The organism is Pantoea sp. GW821-FHT03E06, assembly GCF_059420725.1.
Window position 1 is genome coordinate 1,329,698 of the sequence record NZ_JBWKUG010000001.1, and the last position, 15,636, is coordinate 1,345,333.

Sequence of the window (15,636 nt, forward strand, 5' to 3'; positions counted from 1 at the left end):
GTGTGTGCGATTTTTACTTACGCGGGATCGTGCAGGTGGATGGCAAAACCTTGTGCCTGCCAATGTTCAAACTGCTCAATCTGGCGACGCGTCGGCTTTTTACCGGTCCAGATAAACAGGTTTTGTCCGGGGAACAGTTCAGGCCGCGGCATGTCGAGCGGCTCTGCCAGCACATCCATACGCCAGCCCTGCTGCGACAAGCGCCAGGCCTCCAGCCAGATACGGGTGCGATCTTCCACGCCCCAGCCAATCATCAGCGCATCTTTTCCGGCTTTCTTGCGTGCGCCTGTCAAACAAAACGCCACATAATCAATCAAGGCGCCATCAAGCAGGCTGCACATCGTGCGCGCGGTGTTTTGATCTAAGCCCAGGCGCTGACGAACCGGCACGAACACGTGATCGATCAGCGCATCAACCGGATGTTCCCGGCCGATGGTGGCAATTTTCGCGCGCAGTTTTGCCGGACGAACGTGACGCAACACGCTCATCAACTCTTCCTGCAGGGCGCTCCAGCCGTCATGTGCGTTAACGGTTTCGCCTTCCAGCAACGCTTTTACCTTGCCAACAGGCACGCCACTCTCTATCCAGCGTTTTATCTCTTCAATACGCTGAACATCTTCATCATCAAATTGCCGATGACCACCTTCGGTGCGCTGGGGTTTTAACAGACCGTAACGTCGCTGCCATGCGCGAAGCGTTACCGGGTTGATTCCACAGCGCTCGGCAACATCCCCGATACTGTATAAGGCCATAGTGCCCTCGAAAATTCTGACCTGCATTACAACACCTTAACCCCCCAATCTGGGTTGTACAACGATTTTTTAGTTGTACAACTTGACCGTGTGGCGGATTCGTAGTGTTATCTCATATATGAGATTTAATTCCCAAAAGTGAGAGGTTAACATGTCTGTGACGGATACCGACGACCGTTTGGCGTCGCGACTGGCCGAATTACGTGTACAACGCGGTTGGTCATTAGATGAATTAGCGATGGCGACCGGCATCAGTCGGGCATCATTGTCGCGCATTGAACGCGCCGAAACTAGCCCCACAGCCGCTTTGCTTAATCGGCTATGCGTGGCCTACGGATTGACCATGTCGCGCCTGCTAAGTGAAGTGGAAGAAGAGGCGGCGCTGCTGCTAAAAGCAGATCAACAGCCGGTATGGCATGACGATGCCAGCGGTTTCCAGCGCCGCAACGTATCGCCACCCGCCAACCACTTTAAAGCGGAGCTGGTGGAAGGCGTGCTTCGTCCCGGTGCGCGCATTGAATACGACGCGCCGCCGGTGCAGGGGCTGGAGCAGCATATCTGGCTGCAATCAGGCGAGCTTACCATCAGCATGGATGCTCAGCGCTGGACGCTACACGCGGGCGATTGCCTGCGCTTTCATCTCACTGGCAAATCCACCTTCGCAGCCCATCACGAAGGCGGTGCGCGCTATTTTTTAGTGGTATGCAAACCATGAATGATATCGAACTGTTAAGCGCCACCCAGGCGCAGCCGCTGCTGGCGGCATTGTGTGATGTATTACAGGCGTGCGTGGCCGATGGCGCCAGCGTGGGCTTTATTGATGCGCACGATCGCTCGGCGATTGAGCGCTTCTGGCAGGATAAAATCTTCAGCCTGGCAAGCGGCGACAATCAGCTGCTGGTGGCGTATCAGCAGGGTGTGATTATGGCAACGGTGCTGGTGGGTTTCAGCGCGATGCCGAATGGGCGTCATCGCGCTGAAATCAGCAAGTTGCTGGTGCATCCCCGCGCGCGACGTCAGGGCATTGCGCGTCGCCTGATGCAGCAGGCGGAACAGCTGGCAGCGCAGCAGGGGAAAACCCTGCTGGTGCTGGATACCCGCAGCGGTGACGTGGCAACCACATTGTATTTGTCGATGGATTGGCACATTGCCGGATCGATTCCGTTCTATGCGGAGTCAACCGAAGGTGTGCTGGATGCGACTACGGTGATGTATAAGGTGTTGCGCTGATTTTCCCCTCACCCTAACCCTCTCCCGCAAGCGGGCGAGGGAACCGATCGGAGCGAGCATGTGGCAGCATCGCCCTCTCCCTGTGGGAGAGGGCCGGGGTGAGGGCATCAGGCCGCACAATCCCAAAATGCACCAACTCAGTGCGCCGCATCCGCCTCGGCAATCCCCAGCGCCTGCATAAACAAACGGATAATCGGATTTATTTTGCGGCCCTTTTTCATAATCAAACAAAACGGGTTTTCGCGGCGAATCGACTCATCGCCCAGTTCGCATAATTGACCGCGCGCAATAAACGCGGCGGCATAATGCTCGGGTAAATAACCAATAAAATGGCCGGTTAAAATCAGCATCGCCACCGATTCGACCTGTACCGCTTGCGCACCGCTCTCCTGCAAAGGAATGATGCGACGATCGTCACGCGGGGTCACATATAAATGATTAATAATCTTCTGCTCACGTAATGTTTCCAGCGATATATTTTTATCATGTGATCCTGAATATAAAGGATGTGACATGGAGCAATATAATTTTGAATATTCCTTATAAAGCGGGAAGTAATCAAAGTCGCTTTTCATTTCATAAACCGGGGCAATGCCACAATGAAAACGACCTTCGCTGATGCCGCGCTCAATATCATCTAATTGCGCGGTTTGCAGGCGGATTTGTACCTTTGGCGCTTTCTGGTGCAGCTGTTGCACCGCCGCGGTGACCGGGGATTGCGCATCGGAAATGGTGTTATCGACGACGCAAATGGCAATATCGCCCAGCAGTTCGTTGCGGCTATTGTGCAGCCGCTCACGAAACAGATTCAGCGACACGAACAGCTCTAGCGTGGCTTGATACACGTTAATGCCGTATTGCGTCAGTTCAAAACCTTCGCGCCCGCGGCTGCACAACGTCATGCCGAGACGTATCTCTAAATCGGAAACCTGTTTACTGATGGCCGCCAGACCAATATTCAATTCGTGACTGGCAGCGGTTAATCCGCCGGCTTCCACCACGCATTTAAATACGCGCAGCAATTTTAAATCGATATTACTCAGTGCCAGAACCGCATTATCACTACGATTATTTGCATTGTTTCCGGACTGGGAAACTTTACTTTCCATTTTTGCTATTCAACTCCGGAATAATTGCGGTAATTGTACAGTGAACCTGAAATGCGCGGTATTTACTAGTTTGTTCATAAAATAAGTTTTTATTATCGCTAGTGGCGCAACCATATCTTTTTCATATCGCTGATGATTATCTGTAAGGGGAAATAGCATGTCTGATAATGCCGAACTGTTATGGGGCGCGCGTTTTAAAGCGGCACCGGCGGCGAGTTTAACCGCGCTGTCTCGTAGCCCGGATTATTATTTTGCGCTGGCACCTTACGATCTGGCGGGCTGCCGGGCGCATGCCCGTGAGCTGGCGCGCGGCGATCTGCTGAGCGCAGAAGAACTCAGCACCATGCTGGCAGCGATTGACGCATTGGATGCCGATTATCGTGCCGGTCAGCTGCATCCGATTGCCGCCGATGAAGATGTGCACACCTTTATCGAACGCGCGCTCACCGAACGCTTAGGGCCGCTCGGCGGCAAGCTACGCGCCGGACGTTCGCGTAACGATCAAACCGTCAACGATCTGCGTCTCTATCTGCGCGATAACGGCCGCAAGGTGGTGAGTGCACTGCTGGCGTTGCAGCAGGCGCTGGTGGAGCAGGCGGCAGCGCACACCGAAAGCGTCGCGCCCGGTTTTACCCATTTGCAGCAGGCGCAGCCGATTGTGTTTGGTCACCAGCTGCTGGCCCATGCGCAATCTTTTGCTCGCGACATCGAACGCATGCAGGATTGGGATCGCCGCAGCGCGCGCTGTCCGCTCGGCGCCGCCGCCATGGCCGGTTCCGCCATTGCGCGTCAGCCGGCGCAAGCCGCCGCCGATCTTGCCTACCTCGCGCCGTGCGAAAACTCGATTGATGCCGTTGCCAGCCGCGACTACGCCGCTGAATTCCTGTTTGTCACCAGCATGATCGGCATCAACCTGTCGCGCCTGTGCGAAGAGGTATGCATGTGGGCCTCGCGCCAGTTCCGCTGGGTGGAGCTGCACGACAGCTACGCCACCGGCAGCTCAATCATGCCACAGAAGAAAAACCCGGATATCGCCGAGCTGACGCGCGGTCGCTCTGGCCGCCTGGTCGGCAACCTGATGGCGCTGTTGACCACCATGAAAGCGATGCCGCTCTCCTACAACCGCGATCTCAGCGATGACAAGCGCAACGTGATTGATGCGGTAGATACCCTGCTGCTGGTGCTGCCGGCGATGGCCGGGATGATGGCAACGCTAACGTTCAATACCGAGGTGATGCGCGAGCAGGCGCCAGATGGCTTTACGCTGGCGACGGAAGTGGCCGACTGGCTGGCGATGCGCGGCGTGCCGTTCCGTGAGGCGCATGAAATTACCGGACAGCTGGTGCAGCTGTGCGAGCGCGAAAGCTGCGGGCTGTCGGATCTCAGCGATGCGCAGCTGCAGACGGTAGACGCCCGCTTAACGCCCGAGGTGCGCCACGCCCTGACGCTGGAAGCCGCACTGGCGGCGCGCAGCGGTTACGGCGGCACCGCGCCGGCACGGGTGCGTGAGCAACTGGCGCGTCTGCAAACCCTGATGCAGGACCAGCAGCGCTGGACCGAAGATTACGCTGGCCCGCGCGCCTGAGGAGGCTTTTATGTCGTCAACGCCTATTGAGCCGAGTTTAAACAACAGCCGCGAGCAGACGCATTACGATCTCGATCGCTATCAGGTAGTGCCACGCCGCTACTACGGCCGCATAACGGCGTCGGCGGTGATTCTGATCCTGTTAGCGCTGCTGGTGAATGCGTTTGCCCATGGCAATATTGAGTGGTCATTTGTAGCGCAGTTCTTCACCGCGCAGGCGATTCTCAACGGCGTGGTGAATACGCTGATCATGTCGGTGCTGGCGATGGGACTTGGCGTGCTGTTCGGCGTGATCACCGCCATCATGTATATGTCGCCGAATCCGGTGCTGCACTACATCGCCGTTGGCTATGCATGGATCTTCCGCGGTACGCCGCTGATTTTGCAGCTGCTGCTGTGGTTCAACCTCGCGCTGGTGTTTCCCACCATCAGCATTCCCGGTCTGTTCAGCGTGCAAACCGTCACCTTTATGACGCCATTCCTCGCCGCGCTGCTTGGGTTGAGCATCAATCAGGGGGCGTACACCTCGGAAGTGGTGCGTGCCGGATTGTTGTCAGTGGATACCGGACAGTACGAAGCGGCGAAAGCCATCGGCATGCCGCGTCTGCAGGCGCTGCACCGCATCATTCTGCCACAGGCGATGCGCGTGATTCTGCCGCCGGTCGGCAACGAATTTATCAGCATGATCAAAACCACCAGTCTCGCCAGCATGATTCAGTACTCCGAATTGCTCTACAACACGCAAACCATCTACTTCGCCAACGCGCGCGTAATGGAGCTGCTGTTCGTGGCGGGCATCTGGTACCTGATAGTGGTCACGCTGCTGTCGTTTGGGCAAAGCAGACTGGAACGTTACTTCTCACGCGGCCATCGTCAGCGTCAGTAAGCAGGAGCCAAACATGAGAAACATCGTGCGCGCCGTGAAGGTGAACAAATATTTCGACCAGTTCCACGCCCTAAAGGATGTCAGCCTCGAAGTGAACTACGGCGAGGTGATGTGCATCCTCGGCCCGTCCGGTTCCGGCAAAAGCACCTTTTTGCGCTGTATCAATCAGCTGGAAAAGGTCGATAAAGGCGGGATTTGGGTCGACAACGAACTGGCGGGCTATCGCATCGCTGGCAACAAATTGCATGCCTTAAGCGACAAGCAGATTGCGCGTCAGCGCCTACAAACCGGCATGGTTTTCCAGCGCTTCAATCTCTTCCCGCACAAAACCGCGCTGGAGAACATCATCGAAGGGCCGTGTCGCGTGCTGCTGCGCCCGAAGCGTGAAGCCTGCGAAGAGGCGATGGCGCTGCTGGAGCGCGTGGGCATGGCGCATAAAGCGCATGACTATCCGCAGTCGCTCTCCGGCGGCCAGCAGCAGCGCGTGGCGATTGCCCGCGCGCTGGCGATGAAACCCAAACTAATGCTGTTTGACGAACCCACTTCGGCACTGGATCCGGAGATGGTGGGCGAAGTGCTGGCGGTGATGCGTCAGCTGGCAAAAGAGGGCACCACCATGCTGGTGGTCACCCACGAAATGGGTTTTGCCCGTGAGGTGGCCAATCAGGTGGTGTTTATGGACGAGGGACGCATTATCGAGCAGGGCGCACCGGAAGACATTCTGCTGAACCCGCAAAATCCACGGATGAAAAACTTTATTAACGCGATTCTTCTTTAACGTGACCGGGGTGAATATGAAAAAGCTGTTATTGAGTGCCATCAGTGCCGCCGTGCTGCTGCAATCGTCTGCCTGGGCAGATATCGCCGTGCCTGCCGCCATCAAAGAGAAAGGGCTGACGGTAGCGATCATGCCGAACTATCCGCCAATGGATTTCAAAGATCCGGCCACCAACCAGCTAACCGGGGTGGATTACGATCTCGGTCAGGCGATTGGTGAAAAACTCGGTGTGAAGATCAACTGGCAGGAGATCGCCTTTGAACAGATGGTGAACGCGGTAGTAACCAAGCGCGTCGATCTGGTGATGTCCGGCATGACCGACACCAAAGAGCGCCAGCAGGTAGTGAATTTTATCGACTACTTCAAAACCGGCCCGCAGTTCTATACCCAAACCGCGCGCAGCGATATCAATAGCGCGATGGATCTGTGCGGTAAGAAAGTCGGCACCAGCCGTCGCACCACCTTCCCGTTAGAAATTGCCAACTGGTCTAAAGCCCACTGCGAGGCGGCTGGCAAGCCCGCCATCATCGTGGTCGGCGCCGAAGGTACCGCCGATGCGCGCACCCAGCTGCGTCAGAACCGTCTGGATGGCGTGGTGCAGGGCAGCGAAACCCTGCCGTACATCATGGATCTGGAGAAGGGCAAATATAAGCCGCTCGATAAAGCCTTCTCCTTCCAGTACACCGGCATGGCGGTGGGCAAAGATGCGGGCGAACTGACCACGGCAATTCAGGCAGCGATTGATGCCATGATCGCCGATGGCTCTTACCAGAAAATCCTCGGCAAATGGGGCCTGGCCGATAACGGCGTGACCAAGGCAACGGTCAACCAGGGCTAAAGGAGCGAGCAGATGCAACAACCGGGCGCAGTGCGCTGGCCGCAGGGAAAACGCGGCTGTATGGCGCTGGCGTTTGACCTCGACGGTCCCACCGGCGATGCCATGTTGAATGGCAGCCTGTGGTCAACGCCAGAGTATTTCACCTTTGGAGCCTACGGGCCGTACCGCGCGCTCGGGCGTCTGCTCGACCTGCTGCGCGCCTTCCAGATTCCCGCCACCTTTTTCGTTCCGGCGTGGGTGGTGGAGCAGTGGCCGCAGCAGTGTCAGGCGATTATCGAACAGGGCCACGAAGTGGCCTATCACGGCTATCGCCACGAATCGTTCTGGTCAATCTCCCCGGATGAACAACGCGCAGTAATGGCGAAGTCCGCTGAGATTTTTAAACAGTATCTCGGCATCACCGCCTGCGGTTTTCGCACGCCATCGGGCGACTGGCATGCCGAAACGCCGCAGATTCTGCGCGACGCGGGCGTGATCTACTCCAGCAGCATGCGCGGTGACGATCGTCCCTACAGCATTCCGGTGGCGGGGCATACGCCGCTGGTGGAGATCCCCGGCAAATGGGAGATGGACGATTACGCCTCGCTGGCTTATACGCGCCAGCCCGATTTCCCCAAAGGCGGCGATCGTATCGCTAGCTATGCGCACACGCGCGATAACTGGCAGCGCGAGTTTGATGGCGCGATGGATGAGGGCTTGTGCCTTACCACGCTGTTCCATCCGAAAATCTCCGGCCAGCCGGGACGACTTCTACTGTTGGAACAGCTGTTTGAACAGATGACGGCGCGCGATGACGTGTGGTTTGCGCGCTGCGACGCAGTGGCGCAGTGGTATCTGCAGGAGCAACAGCATGACTGAACCTTCACGCTGGCCGCTGGGCTTCCAGTCGGCGGCGATCCTCACTATTGATTTCAACGATATTCACGGCATTCTCACCCAGGCACCGGCGGTGGCGGGCCGCGATAAAACCCTGTCGGTGTGGCGTTACGGCACGCTGCGCGGCGTCGATCGCCTGCTGGCGCTGCTGGCGGAAAAGCAGCTCAAAGCCAGCTGGTGCATGCCGGCGATGGTTGCCGAAGAGCAGCCGGAATTAGTGCAGCGCATGGTGGCGGATGGCCATGAAATCGCCTGTAGCGGCGATGGGCATGAAGATTTCTCGGCTTTAACGCTGGAGCAGCAGATCGCCAGCGTGACGCGCGGTTGTGACAAGCTGGCGCAGCTCACCGGTCGCGCCATCACCGGCTTTCGCACGCCCGCCGGCCAGTGGAAACCGGGGCTGGCGCAGGCGCTGGTTGAGTGCGGCATTCGCTGGTCATCGAGCTGGCGCGGCGACGATTTGCCGTACTTCCATCCCGGCACGCGCTTAGTTGAGCTGCCGATGCACTACACGCTGGAAGATGAGCCGTACTTTGCTTTTAATCTCAGCCCGGCGATCCCGCCAGGCCAATCGCGCATCGCGCCCTATGGCGAAACGCTGGCGAACCTGACGCAGGATTTTCACGGCTTCCACCGCTTTGGTCTGTGCTATTTGCTGCGGTTGCATCCGGAAATCATCGGTACCGCCGGACGCATTGGCCTGCTGCGTTCGCTGCTCGACACGCTGCAACAGCATAACGTGTGGATCGCCACCGCTGAGCAGGTGGCGGCGCACTGGCAGACGCAGCCGGAGAACGATTTCTCGCATCCGGCGGAGGTGTTCAGCCGCATCATTGGAGGTGCACATGACGAGCACGCTTGATCAACTGGCAGCCTTTATCGCCGAAACCCGTTTTGCACAATTGCCTGCGCCGCTGGTGGAGCAGGCGAAACGCCATCTGCTGGATACGCTCGGCGCTTCACTGGCGGGCTGCGATAGCCCGATTTGGCGTGAGTGTCTGGCACTGGTCAATGCTGAAGGGGGACGCGAAGAGGCGCAGGTATGGGGCAGCGCGCAGCAGGTTAATGCGCGTCAGGCGGCGTGGCTGAACGGCGTGGCGGCGCACATGTATGAACTGGATGATACCGGCGGTTGCGATCACTCCGGTGCGGTGGTGATCCCGGCGCTGCTGGCGGCGCTGCCGCTGGCAACGCAGCCGGTGGATGGCCAGGCGCTGATCGTTGCGATGGTGATTGGCTATGATGTTGGCCGCCGTGTGCTGGAAGCCTGCGGCGGCTATTCTGCCCACAACGGTGCGGGCTGGCATTCCACCGCCAGCTGCGGCGTATTTGGTGCGGCAGCGGCGGTCTGTTCGCTGCTGCAACTGGATCGCGCGCAGTGTGCTTCTGCGCTGGGGATTGCCGCCAGCTTTAGCGGCGGTTTATGGGGCTTTATCCACGACGGTTCGCACACCAAAAAACTGCATGCCGCGCGTGCCGCAGAAGGCGGCGTGCAGGCGGCATTGCTGGCGCAGCGCGGCATTAACGGGCCTGCCACGGTATTCGAGGATCGCTGGGGCGGTTTTCTGCAAACCGTAGCGCCAGAGACGCAGCAGCCGCAGGCGCTGACGGCGGATCTTGGCGAGGTGTGGAAGCTGGCGCGCTGCTCAATCAAGCCGTACGCTTCGTGTCGTGGCACCCATGCGGCGATTGATGCGCTGAATATATTGCTGCAACAGCATGATGTGCGCGTGGAGCAGATTGCGCGCATCGTGGTGGGGGTGAATTCGTTCCTGCTGGAGATGTGCGGCGGACGCGAGCTGCGCAGTCTGGCAGCGGCGCAAATGAGCTTGCCCTATGCGCTGGCAGCGCGCGCGCTGTATGGCTCGGCGGAGCTGGCGAGCTATGACGACGCTAAACGCCTGCATCCGAATGTGGAAGCGCTGCTGGCGCGGATTGAGCTGGTGATTGATGAGCAGCAGAGCCGCGACGACGAGCCGTGGGTGAGGCTAGAAACGCAGCAGGGCGCACAGTGGCAGCAGCATGTACCGGTGCCATCGGGCGCGCCGACCAATCCGTTAAGCCTTGAGGCGCTGTTGACGAAGTACCGCAGTCTGGCGGGGCGCGTGCTGCCGCTGCCGCAGGTCGACCAGCTGGAAGCGGTGTGTCTGGAATTGGATGAAGTGGCCGACGTACGCGAAGTGGTGGGGCTGTTGGCGGTCAGGTAAAAACCAGGTCGGCATAAATGCCGACCCTACAACGTCAGCAATTACGTCAGTGCCGCCGACCCTACAATGACCGTAGGGTCGCCATTTATGGCGACCGCTATCAAATCCGTGCCGCCAACCTTTCAACCCGCTCAATCGCCGCCAGCAAACGCGCCTCTGTCACCGCTTCGGCCATATTCGCCATATCCGGCGCGTGCACCGATTCACGCACAATCAGCGCCAGCTCACGCTCATCCAGTTCTGCAATCTCGCCCAGCGTCAGCGGCACGCCGCAGTCGCGCGCCAGGCGCATCTCATCCAGCACCTCTTCATCCGCGCGGTGCTCCAGCGCCAGCAAGCACAGGTTGCCGAAGCCCACCAGCAAACCGTGGCCAAATTCACGCGTTTTATCGCAGAAGGTGAAGCCTTCATAAATCGCATGCGAAGCCGCCGCGTGCGCGCCGTTGCTCATCAGCGAGGTCAATCCCGCCCAGGTAAAAATCGCATCCAGCACCTGATCCAGCGACGCGCTGCTCTCACTGCGCTGTACTGCGGCATAGGCCGCTGGGCCGTGTTCCGCAATCACGTCATAACAGATTTGGCTGTGCGCCAGAGAGGATAACGCATTGCCTGCGCGCGCCGGATGACGTGCACTGACCGCGCGGAACTCGTACCATTTCGCCAGCGTATCGCCCAAGCCAGCCGCCAGCCAGCGCGGCGGCGCGTTGGCCAGCAGTTCGCTGTCGATAATCACTGCCGCCGGTGCCTGCGGCAGCGGGAAGATATCGAAGAAATTGCCGTTATCGTCATAGCGAATACTCAGCGGCGTCACCGCTGAACAGGTGGCGGCGATGGTCGGCAGCGTCACCACCGGCAAGCCGAGCTGCGCGCCGACCGCTTTCACCGTATCCAGCGACTTACCGCCCCCAACGCCAATCAGCACCTCGGCGTGCAACTCGCAGGCGATGGCGGCCAGACGATTGATGTGCGTGATCGAGGTTTCGCCGCCAAACCATTCCTGTGCCAGCAGCGTGACGTTGGCCGTCAGCAGCTGCGCGCGTACCTGCGCTTCTACCGCCTGCAATGCCTGATGGCCGCCAATCAGCAACGCACGTTGGCCGAGTCCGGCGCAAATCGCGCCCAGTTGATTGATCACGCCCGCACCGCGCAGCACGCGCGCCGGAAACACCAGATTCTGTTGTGTCATCACTTGTTCTCTGTGTAACGGACGCCGGGCAACACGCACAGCATCTCATAAAGGATATTGGCCGCCAGCTGTGAGGTCATGCCGCTGAGGTCATACGGCGGCGACACTTCTACCAGATCGCCGCCCACCAGGTTCAGCCCACGGCAGCCGCGCACGATCTCCAGCCCCTGCATTGAGGTCAAACCGCCCACTTCGGGCGTGCCGGTACCGGGCGCCCAGGCGGGATCGAAGCTGTCAATGTCGTAGGAGAGATACACCGGGCCATCGCCGATGCGCGCGCGCACCTCGGCCATCAGCGGCGTCATCGAGCGATACCAGCACTGCTCGGCAGGCACCAGATGGAAGCCTTGATCGACGCCCCATTGGAAATCGTCGGCGGCATAACCCTGCGCACGCTGGCCAATCTGCACCACGCGTTGGCAGTCAAGCAGCCCTTCTTCCACCGCGCGGCGGAAAGTGGTGCCGTGCGCGATCTTCTCGCCAAACATCTCGTCGTTGGTATCGGTATGCGCATCAATATGAATCAATCCCATTGGGCCATGCTTCTTCGCCAGCGCGCGTAAAATTGGCAGCGTTAGCGTGTGATCGCCGCCGAGCGTTAAGGGAATAATCGGCCAGTTATTCAGTTCGGTATAATAGTTTTCAATGATATCGACCGATTTCAGCAGGCTGTAAGTGTTAATCGGCACATCACCGAGATCGCCAACGCGCAGCGAATCAAACGGCGCTGCGCCGGTGGCCATGTTGTACGGGCGAATCATCACCGAATCGGCGCGAATGGCGCGCGGACCATAGCGCGTGCCGCTGCGCTGCGAGGTGCCGATGTCCAGCGGGATACCGACAAAAGCGACGTCCAGATTGGCTGGGGACTCCACGGCGGGCAAACGCATCATGGTGCCGCGTCCGGCGAAACGGGGCATTTCATTGCCGCCTTGCGGCTCAGGGAAATCGGTCATCACGGGCTCCTGCGGCTAAGTGAAGCCCATCTTTACCCAGGCGTTGCGCAGGAAAAATCCTTGACAGCAGATAATCACTTCAGAGATTACTTAACTTTAGCCAGCAATCTCTGAAGGATAATCGGTGCAGACGCTTCCCAATCTCAAACTGCTGCAGGTGTTTGCCAGCGTGGTGGAACATCAGGGTTATTCGCGCGCGCAGCAGGCGCTGAACATGACCACCCCGGCCATCAGCGCCTACATGAGCGAACTGGAAACCCAGCTTGGTTTTATCCTGTGTCAGCGCGGACGCGGCGGCTTTACGCTCACCAGCAAAGGCGAACAGTTTTATCGCTACAGCCAGGAGATGCTGGCGACGCTGGCGGGATGGCAGCAGCAGGTAGAAACGTTGAAAAGCGCGCAGGGTGGCACTTTTTCCCTTGGCGTAGTCGATGCGACCGTCACCGACGGCACGCTGGATCTGCCCGCCGCGATTGCCCGCTTCAACCAGCGCTTTCCGGCGGTGTTCTTTAATCTGAGCGTGCGCGATCCCAATGAGTTGCAGCAGCAGTTGCTGGAAGATCGGCTCGACCTGGCGATTGGTCACTTTCCGCTGCGCGCCAGCAATCTGGTCACCGTTCCGCTGTATGAAGAGCAGCATTGGCTCTATTGCAGCCCTGAACATCTGCTGGCTGAGGGCCATCCAGATGTGCGTACCGTGCAGCAAACCGGCATGGTGACGCGGCGTTACTGGAATCAGCAGGAGCTGAACAAGCGCGGATTCCGCCAGAGCAACGCGTCGGTAGAGAGCATCGAAGCGCAGCTGACCTTAATACTCTCCGGTCGTTTTATCGGCTATTTGCCCGAACACTACGCACGCGGCTGGGAACAGCAAGGCGCGTTATGCCGCCTGCTGCCGCAGCATTTCCACTTCCGCGCGCCGTTCTCCTTTGCTTTTCGCCGCGGACGTGCGCGCGAAATGCTGATCCGCGCGATGCGTGAAATTCTGAATCCAGCGCGAAAAAATAGCAGCGAAAGCTGACGCTGCGCCAATACTGTGTAAAAATACAGGCCAATTCAGCAAACAGTAATGAATATGGCCCTGACAGCAGCGATAAAAAGCCAGATTGCGCAATGGTATAAGGCGCTGCAGCAGCAGGTTCCTGACTTTATCCCGCGCGCGCCGCAGCGCCAGATGATTGCCGAAGTGGCAAAAAGCCTGGCCGGTGACGAGGGGCGCCATCTGGCGATTGAAGCCCCAACCGGCGTGGGTAAAACGCTGTCTTACCTGATTCCCGGCATTGCGGTGAGTCGCGCCGAAGAAAAACGCCTGGTGATCAGCACCGCCAATGTGGCATTGCAGGACCAAATCTTCAGCAAGGATCTGCCGCTGTTGAAGAAAATCATTCCCGATCTCACCTTCACCGCTGCCTTTGGCCGCGGACGCTATGTGTGCCCGCGTAATCTTGCGGCGCTGGCGGCCACCGAAGATCAACAGGGCGATTTATTGCTCTATCTTGATGAAGAGGCGGTGACCGGTTCGAAAGAGGAGCAGAAATTCTGCGCCAAATTAGAGAAACAGCTCAGTAGTTACCGCTGGGATGGCTTGCGCGATCACACCGATGTGAACATTGAAGACAGCTTATGGAAACGCCTCTCCACTGACAAAGCCAACTGCCTCGGCCATCACTGCCGCTGGTATCGCGAATGTCCGTTTTTCGTTGCACGTCGCGAAATTGAGCAGGCGGATGTGGTGGTCGCGAACCATGCGCTGGTGATGGCGGCGATGGAGAATGAATCGGTGCTGCCGCCGGCAAAAAACCTGATGCTGGTGCTGGACGAAGGCCATCATCTGCCAGAAGTGGCACGCGATGCGCTGGAGATGAGTGCAGAAATCACGCCGGGCTGGAGCAGTTTGCAGCTCGACCTGTTCGTACGGCTGGTGGAAACTATTATGGCGCAGTTTCGGCCAAAATCGCCGCCGCCGCTCACCAATCCGGAACGCCTCAAAGGCCACTGCGACGAAATGCGCGAGCTGTTGCAGATGCTTTGCGATGCCCTCAATCCTCTGCTGCCGGGCAACAATCAGCCGGGCGAATTCCGCTTTGTGCTGGGAGAGCTGCCCGAAGAATTGCTGACGATGTGCGCGCGGCTGTTCAAGCTTAGCGATGCGCTGCGCGGTTTAAGCGAAGGCTTGCTTAACGAGCTCGGCGATCAAACCGGTAAAGCCGACATCATGCGGCTGCATAAAGCCATCATTCAGCTCAATCGCCATTTCGGCTGGTTCGAATCGATCAGCAAATTGTGGCGACTGGCGGCGATGGAGAAAGCCTCGAATGCGCCGGTATCGAAGTGGATCACGCGCGAAATCCGTGAAGGACAGGCGCATCTGCTGTTCCACTGCGCGGGCATTCGCGTTAGCGATCAGCTGGAAAAAATCCTGTGGCGCAAAATCCCGCACGTGGTAGTAACCTCGGCGACGCTGCGTTCGCTCAACAGCTTTAATCGATTGCAAGAGATGTCGGGGCTGAGCGAAAAAGCCGGCGACCGCTTTGTGGCGCTGGATTCACCGTTTAACCATATCGATCAGGGTAAGCTGGTTATCCCACAAATGCAGTTTGAGCCGCTGATGGCGCAGGAAGCCGAACACATCGCCGAGATGGCGCGTTTCTTCCGTCAGCAGATTGCCGAAGAGAAACACAAAGGCGTGCTGGTGCTGTTCGCCAGCGGACGCGCGATGCAGCAGTTTGTTAGCCACGTTACCGATTTGCGCTTGTCGATGCTGGTGCAGGGCGATCAACCACGTTCGCGCCTGGTGGCGCTGCATCGCGAACGTGTGGAAGCGGGCAAAACCAGCATTCTGGTCGGGCTGCAATCTTTTGCGGAAGGGCTGGATTTGAAGGGCGATCTGCTATCACAGGTGCATATCCACAAAATCGCTTTTCCGCCGGTGGACAGTCCGGTAATTTTGACCGAAGGCGAATGGCTGAAGAGCCTGAAACGTTATCCATTTGAGGTGCAGAGCTTGCCGAGCGCCTCGTTTACCTTGATTCAGCAGGTCGGGCGTTTGATTCGCAGCCACAGCTGCTTTGGCGAAATCGTGATTTACGATCGCCGCCTGCTCAACAAGGCTTACGGCAGTCGACTGCTGGCCGCATTACCGGTGTTCCCGATTGAGCAACCGCCGATGCCGGAAGCCAGCGGTGAAAAAGCAAAAAAACGCCGCAGTAAAAAAACCTAATTATCAATGTTGG

15 protein-coding genes are annotated in these 15,636 nt (G+C 58.3%); 11 read left to right on the forward strand and 4 right to left on the reverse strand.

What is annotated here, in order from left to right; genetic code table 11:
* Positions 1–17 precede the first annotated feature (17 nt).
* Positions 18–752 (reverse strand): MerR family transcriptional regulator, encoded by a 735-nt coding sequence (locus AC07WB_RS06135; protein ID WP_097097566.1) that lies wholly within the window; start codon positions 750–752, stop codon positions 18–20.
* Positions 753–903: 151 nt separating this feature from the next.
* Here AC07WB_RS06135 and AC07WB_RS06140 point away from each other — a divergent pair, with 151 nt between their 5' ends.
* Positions 904–1,467, forward strand: coding sequence for a helix-turn-helix domain-containing protein (locus AC07WB_RS06140; RefSeq protein WP_097094477.1), 564 nt, complete (start codon positions 904–906; stop codon positions 1,465–1,467).
* Positions 1,464–1,982, forward strand: coding sequence for a GNAT family N-acetyltransferase (locus AC07WB_RS06145; protein ID WP_097097565.1), 519 nt, complete (start codon positions 1,464–1,466; stop codon positions 1,980–1,982). Before AC07WB_RS06140 ends, AC07WB_RS06145 begins: the two co-directional genes overlap by 4 nt.
* 137 nt (positions 1,983–2,119) lie before the next feature.
* Here AC07WB_RS06145 and AC07WB_RS06150 read toward each other — a convergent pair whose 3' ends face one another.
* Positions 2,120–3,091, reverse strand: coding sequence for a LysR family transcriptional regulator (locus tag AC07WB_RS06150; protein ID WP_097094476.1), 972 nt, complete (start codon positions 3,089–3,091; stop codon positions 2,120–2,122).
* Between the two features lie 157 nt (positions 3,092–3,248).
* Between AC07WB_RS06150 and argH the strand changes: the two genes are divergently transcribed.
* Genes argH through AC07WB_RS06185 form a run of 7 tightly spaced genes read left to right on the forward strand, consistent with a single transcriptional unit; the run spans position 3,249 to position 10,261 of the window.
* The gene (gene argH, locus AC07WB_RS06155) at positions 3,249–4,676 is read left to right on the forward strand and encodes an argininosuccinate lyase (protein ID WP_494940190.1); all 1,428 of its coding nucleotides are present in this window, start codon (positions 3,249–3,251) and stop codon (positions 4,674–4,676) included.
* 10 nt (positions 4,677–4,686) lie between these two features.
* Positions 4,687–5,562, forward strand: coding sequence for an amino acid ABC transporter permease (locus AC07WB_RS06160; protein WP_097094474.1), 876 nt, complete (start codon positions 4,687–4,689; stop codon positions 5,560–5,562).
* Between the two features lie 13 nt (positions 5,563–5,575).
* The gene (locus tag AC07WB_RS06165) at positions 5,576–6,340 is read left to right on the forward strand and encodes an amino acid ABC transporter ATP-binding protein (RefSeq protein WP_097094473.1); all 765 of its coding nucleotides are present in this window, start codon (positions 5,576–5,578) and stop codon (positions 6,338–6,340) included.
* 16 nt (positions 6,341–6,356) lie between these two features.
* Positions 6,357–7,178, forward strand: a complete 822-nt coding sequence (locus AC07WB_RS06170; RefSeq protein ID WP_097094472.1) for an ABC transporter substrate-binding protein — start codon at positions 6,357–6,359, stop codon at positions 7,176–7,178.
* 12 nt (positions 7,179–7,190) lie between these two features.
* Entirely contained in the window at positions 7,191–8,036 is an 846-nt protein-coding gene (locus tag AC07WB_RS06175; protein WP_494940191.1) for a polysaccharide deacetylase family protein, read from the forward strand.
* The gene (locus AC07WB_RS06180; RefSeq protein WP_494940192.1) at positions 8,029–8,916 is read left to right on the forward strand and encodes a polysaccharide deacetylase family protein; all 888 of its coding nucleotides are present in this window, start codon (positions 8,029–8,031) and stop codon (positions 8,914–8,916) included. The genes AC07WB_RS06175 and AC07WB_RS06180 overlap by 8 nt, the downstream gene beginning before the upstream one ends.
* Positions 8,900–10,261, forward strand: coding sequence for an MmgE/PrpD family protein (locus AC07WB_RS06185; RefSeq protein ID WP_494940193.1), 1,362 nt, complete (start codon positions 8,900–8,902; stop codon positions 10,259–10,261). Before AC07WB_RS06180 ends, AC07WB_RS06185 begins: the two co-directional genes overlap by 17 nt.
* Before the next feature lie 100 nt (positions 10,262–10,361).
* Here the strand turns inward: AC07WB_RS06185 and AC07WB_RS06190 are convergent, their stop codons facing one another.
* Together AC07WB_RS06190 and speB are read right to left on the reverse strand one after the other, a co-directional pair.
* A complete protein-coding gene (locus AC07WB_RS06190) occupies positions 10,362–11,447 on the reverse strand; it encodes an iron-containing alcohol dehydrogenase family protein (protein WP_494940194.1) in 1,086 nt (361 codons plus the stop codon).
* A complete protein-coding gene (gene speB, locus AC07WB_RS06195) occupies positions 11,447–12,403 on the reverse strand; it encodes an agmatinase (RefSeq protein WP_494940195.1) in 957 nt (318 codons plus the stop codon). Before speB ends, AC07WB_RS06190 begins: the two co-directional genes overlap by 1 nt.
* A gap of 124 nt (positions 12,404–12,527) precedes the next feature.
* Here speB and AC07WB_RS06200 point away from each other — a divergent pair, with 124 nt between their 5' ends.
* Positions 12,528–13,424, forward strand: coding sequence for a LysR family transcriptional regulator (locus AC07WB_RS06200; RefSeq protein ID WP_494940196.1), 897 nt, complete (start codon positions 12,528–12,530; stop codon positions 13,422–13,424).
* A 54-nt stretch (positions 13,425–13,478) separates the two neighbouring features.
* Positions 13,479–15,623 (forward strand): ATP-dependent DNA helicase DinG, encoded by a 2,145-nt coding sequence (gene dinG, locus AC07WB_RS06205; protein ID WP_097097564.1) that lies wholly within the window; start codon positions 13,479–13,481, stop codon positions 15,621–15,623.
* The last annotated feature ends 13 nt before the right edge of the window (positions 15,624–15,636 follow it).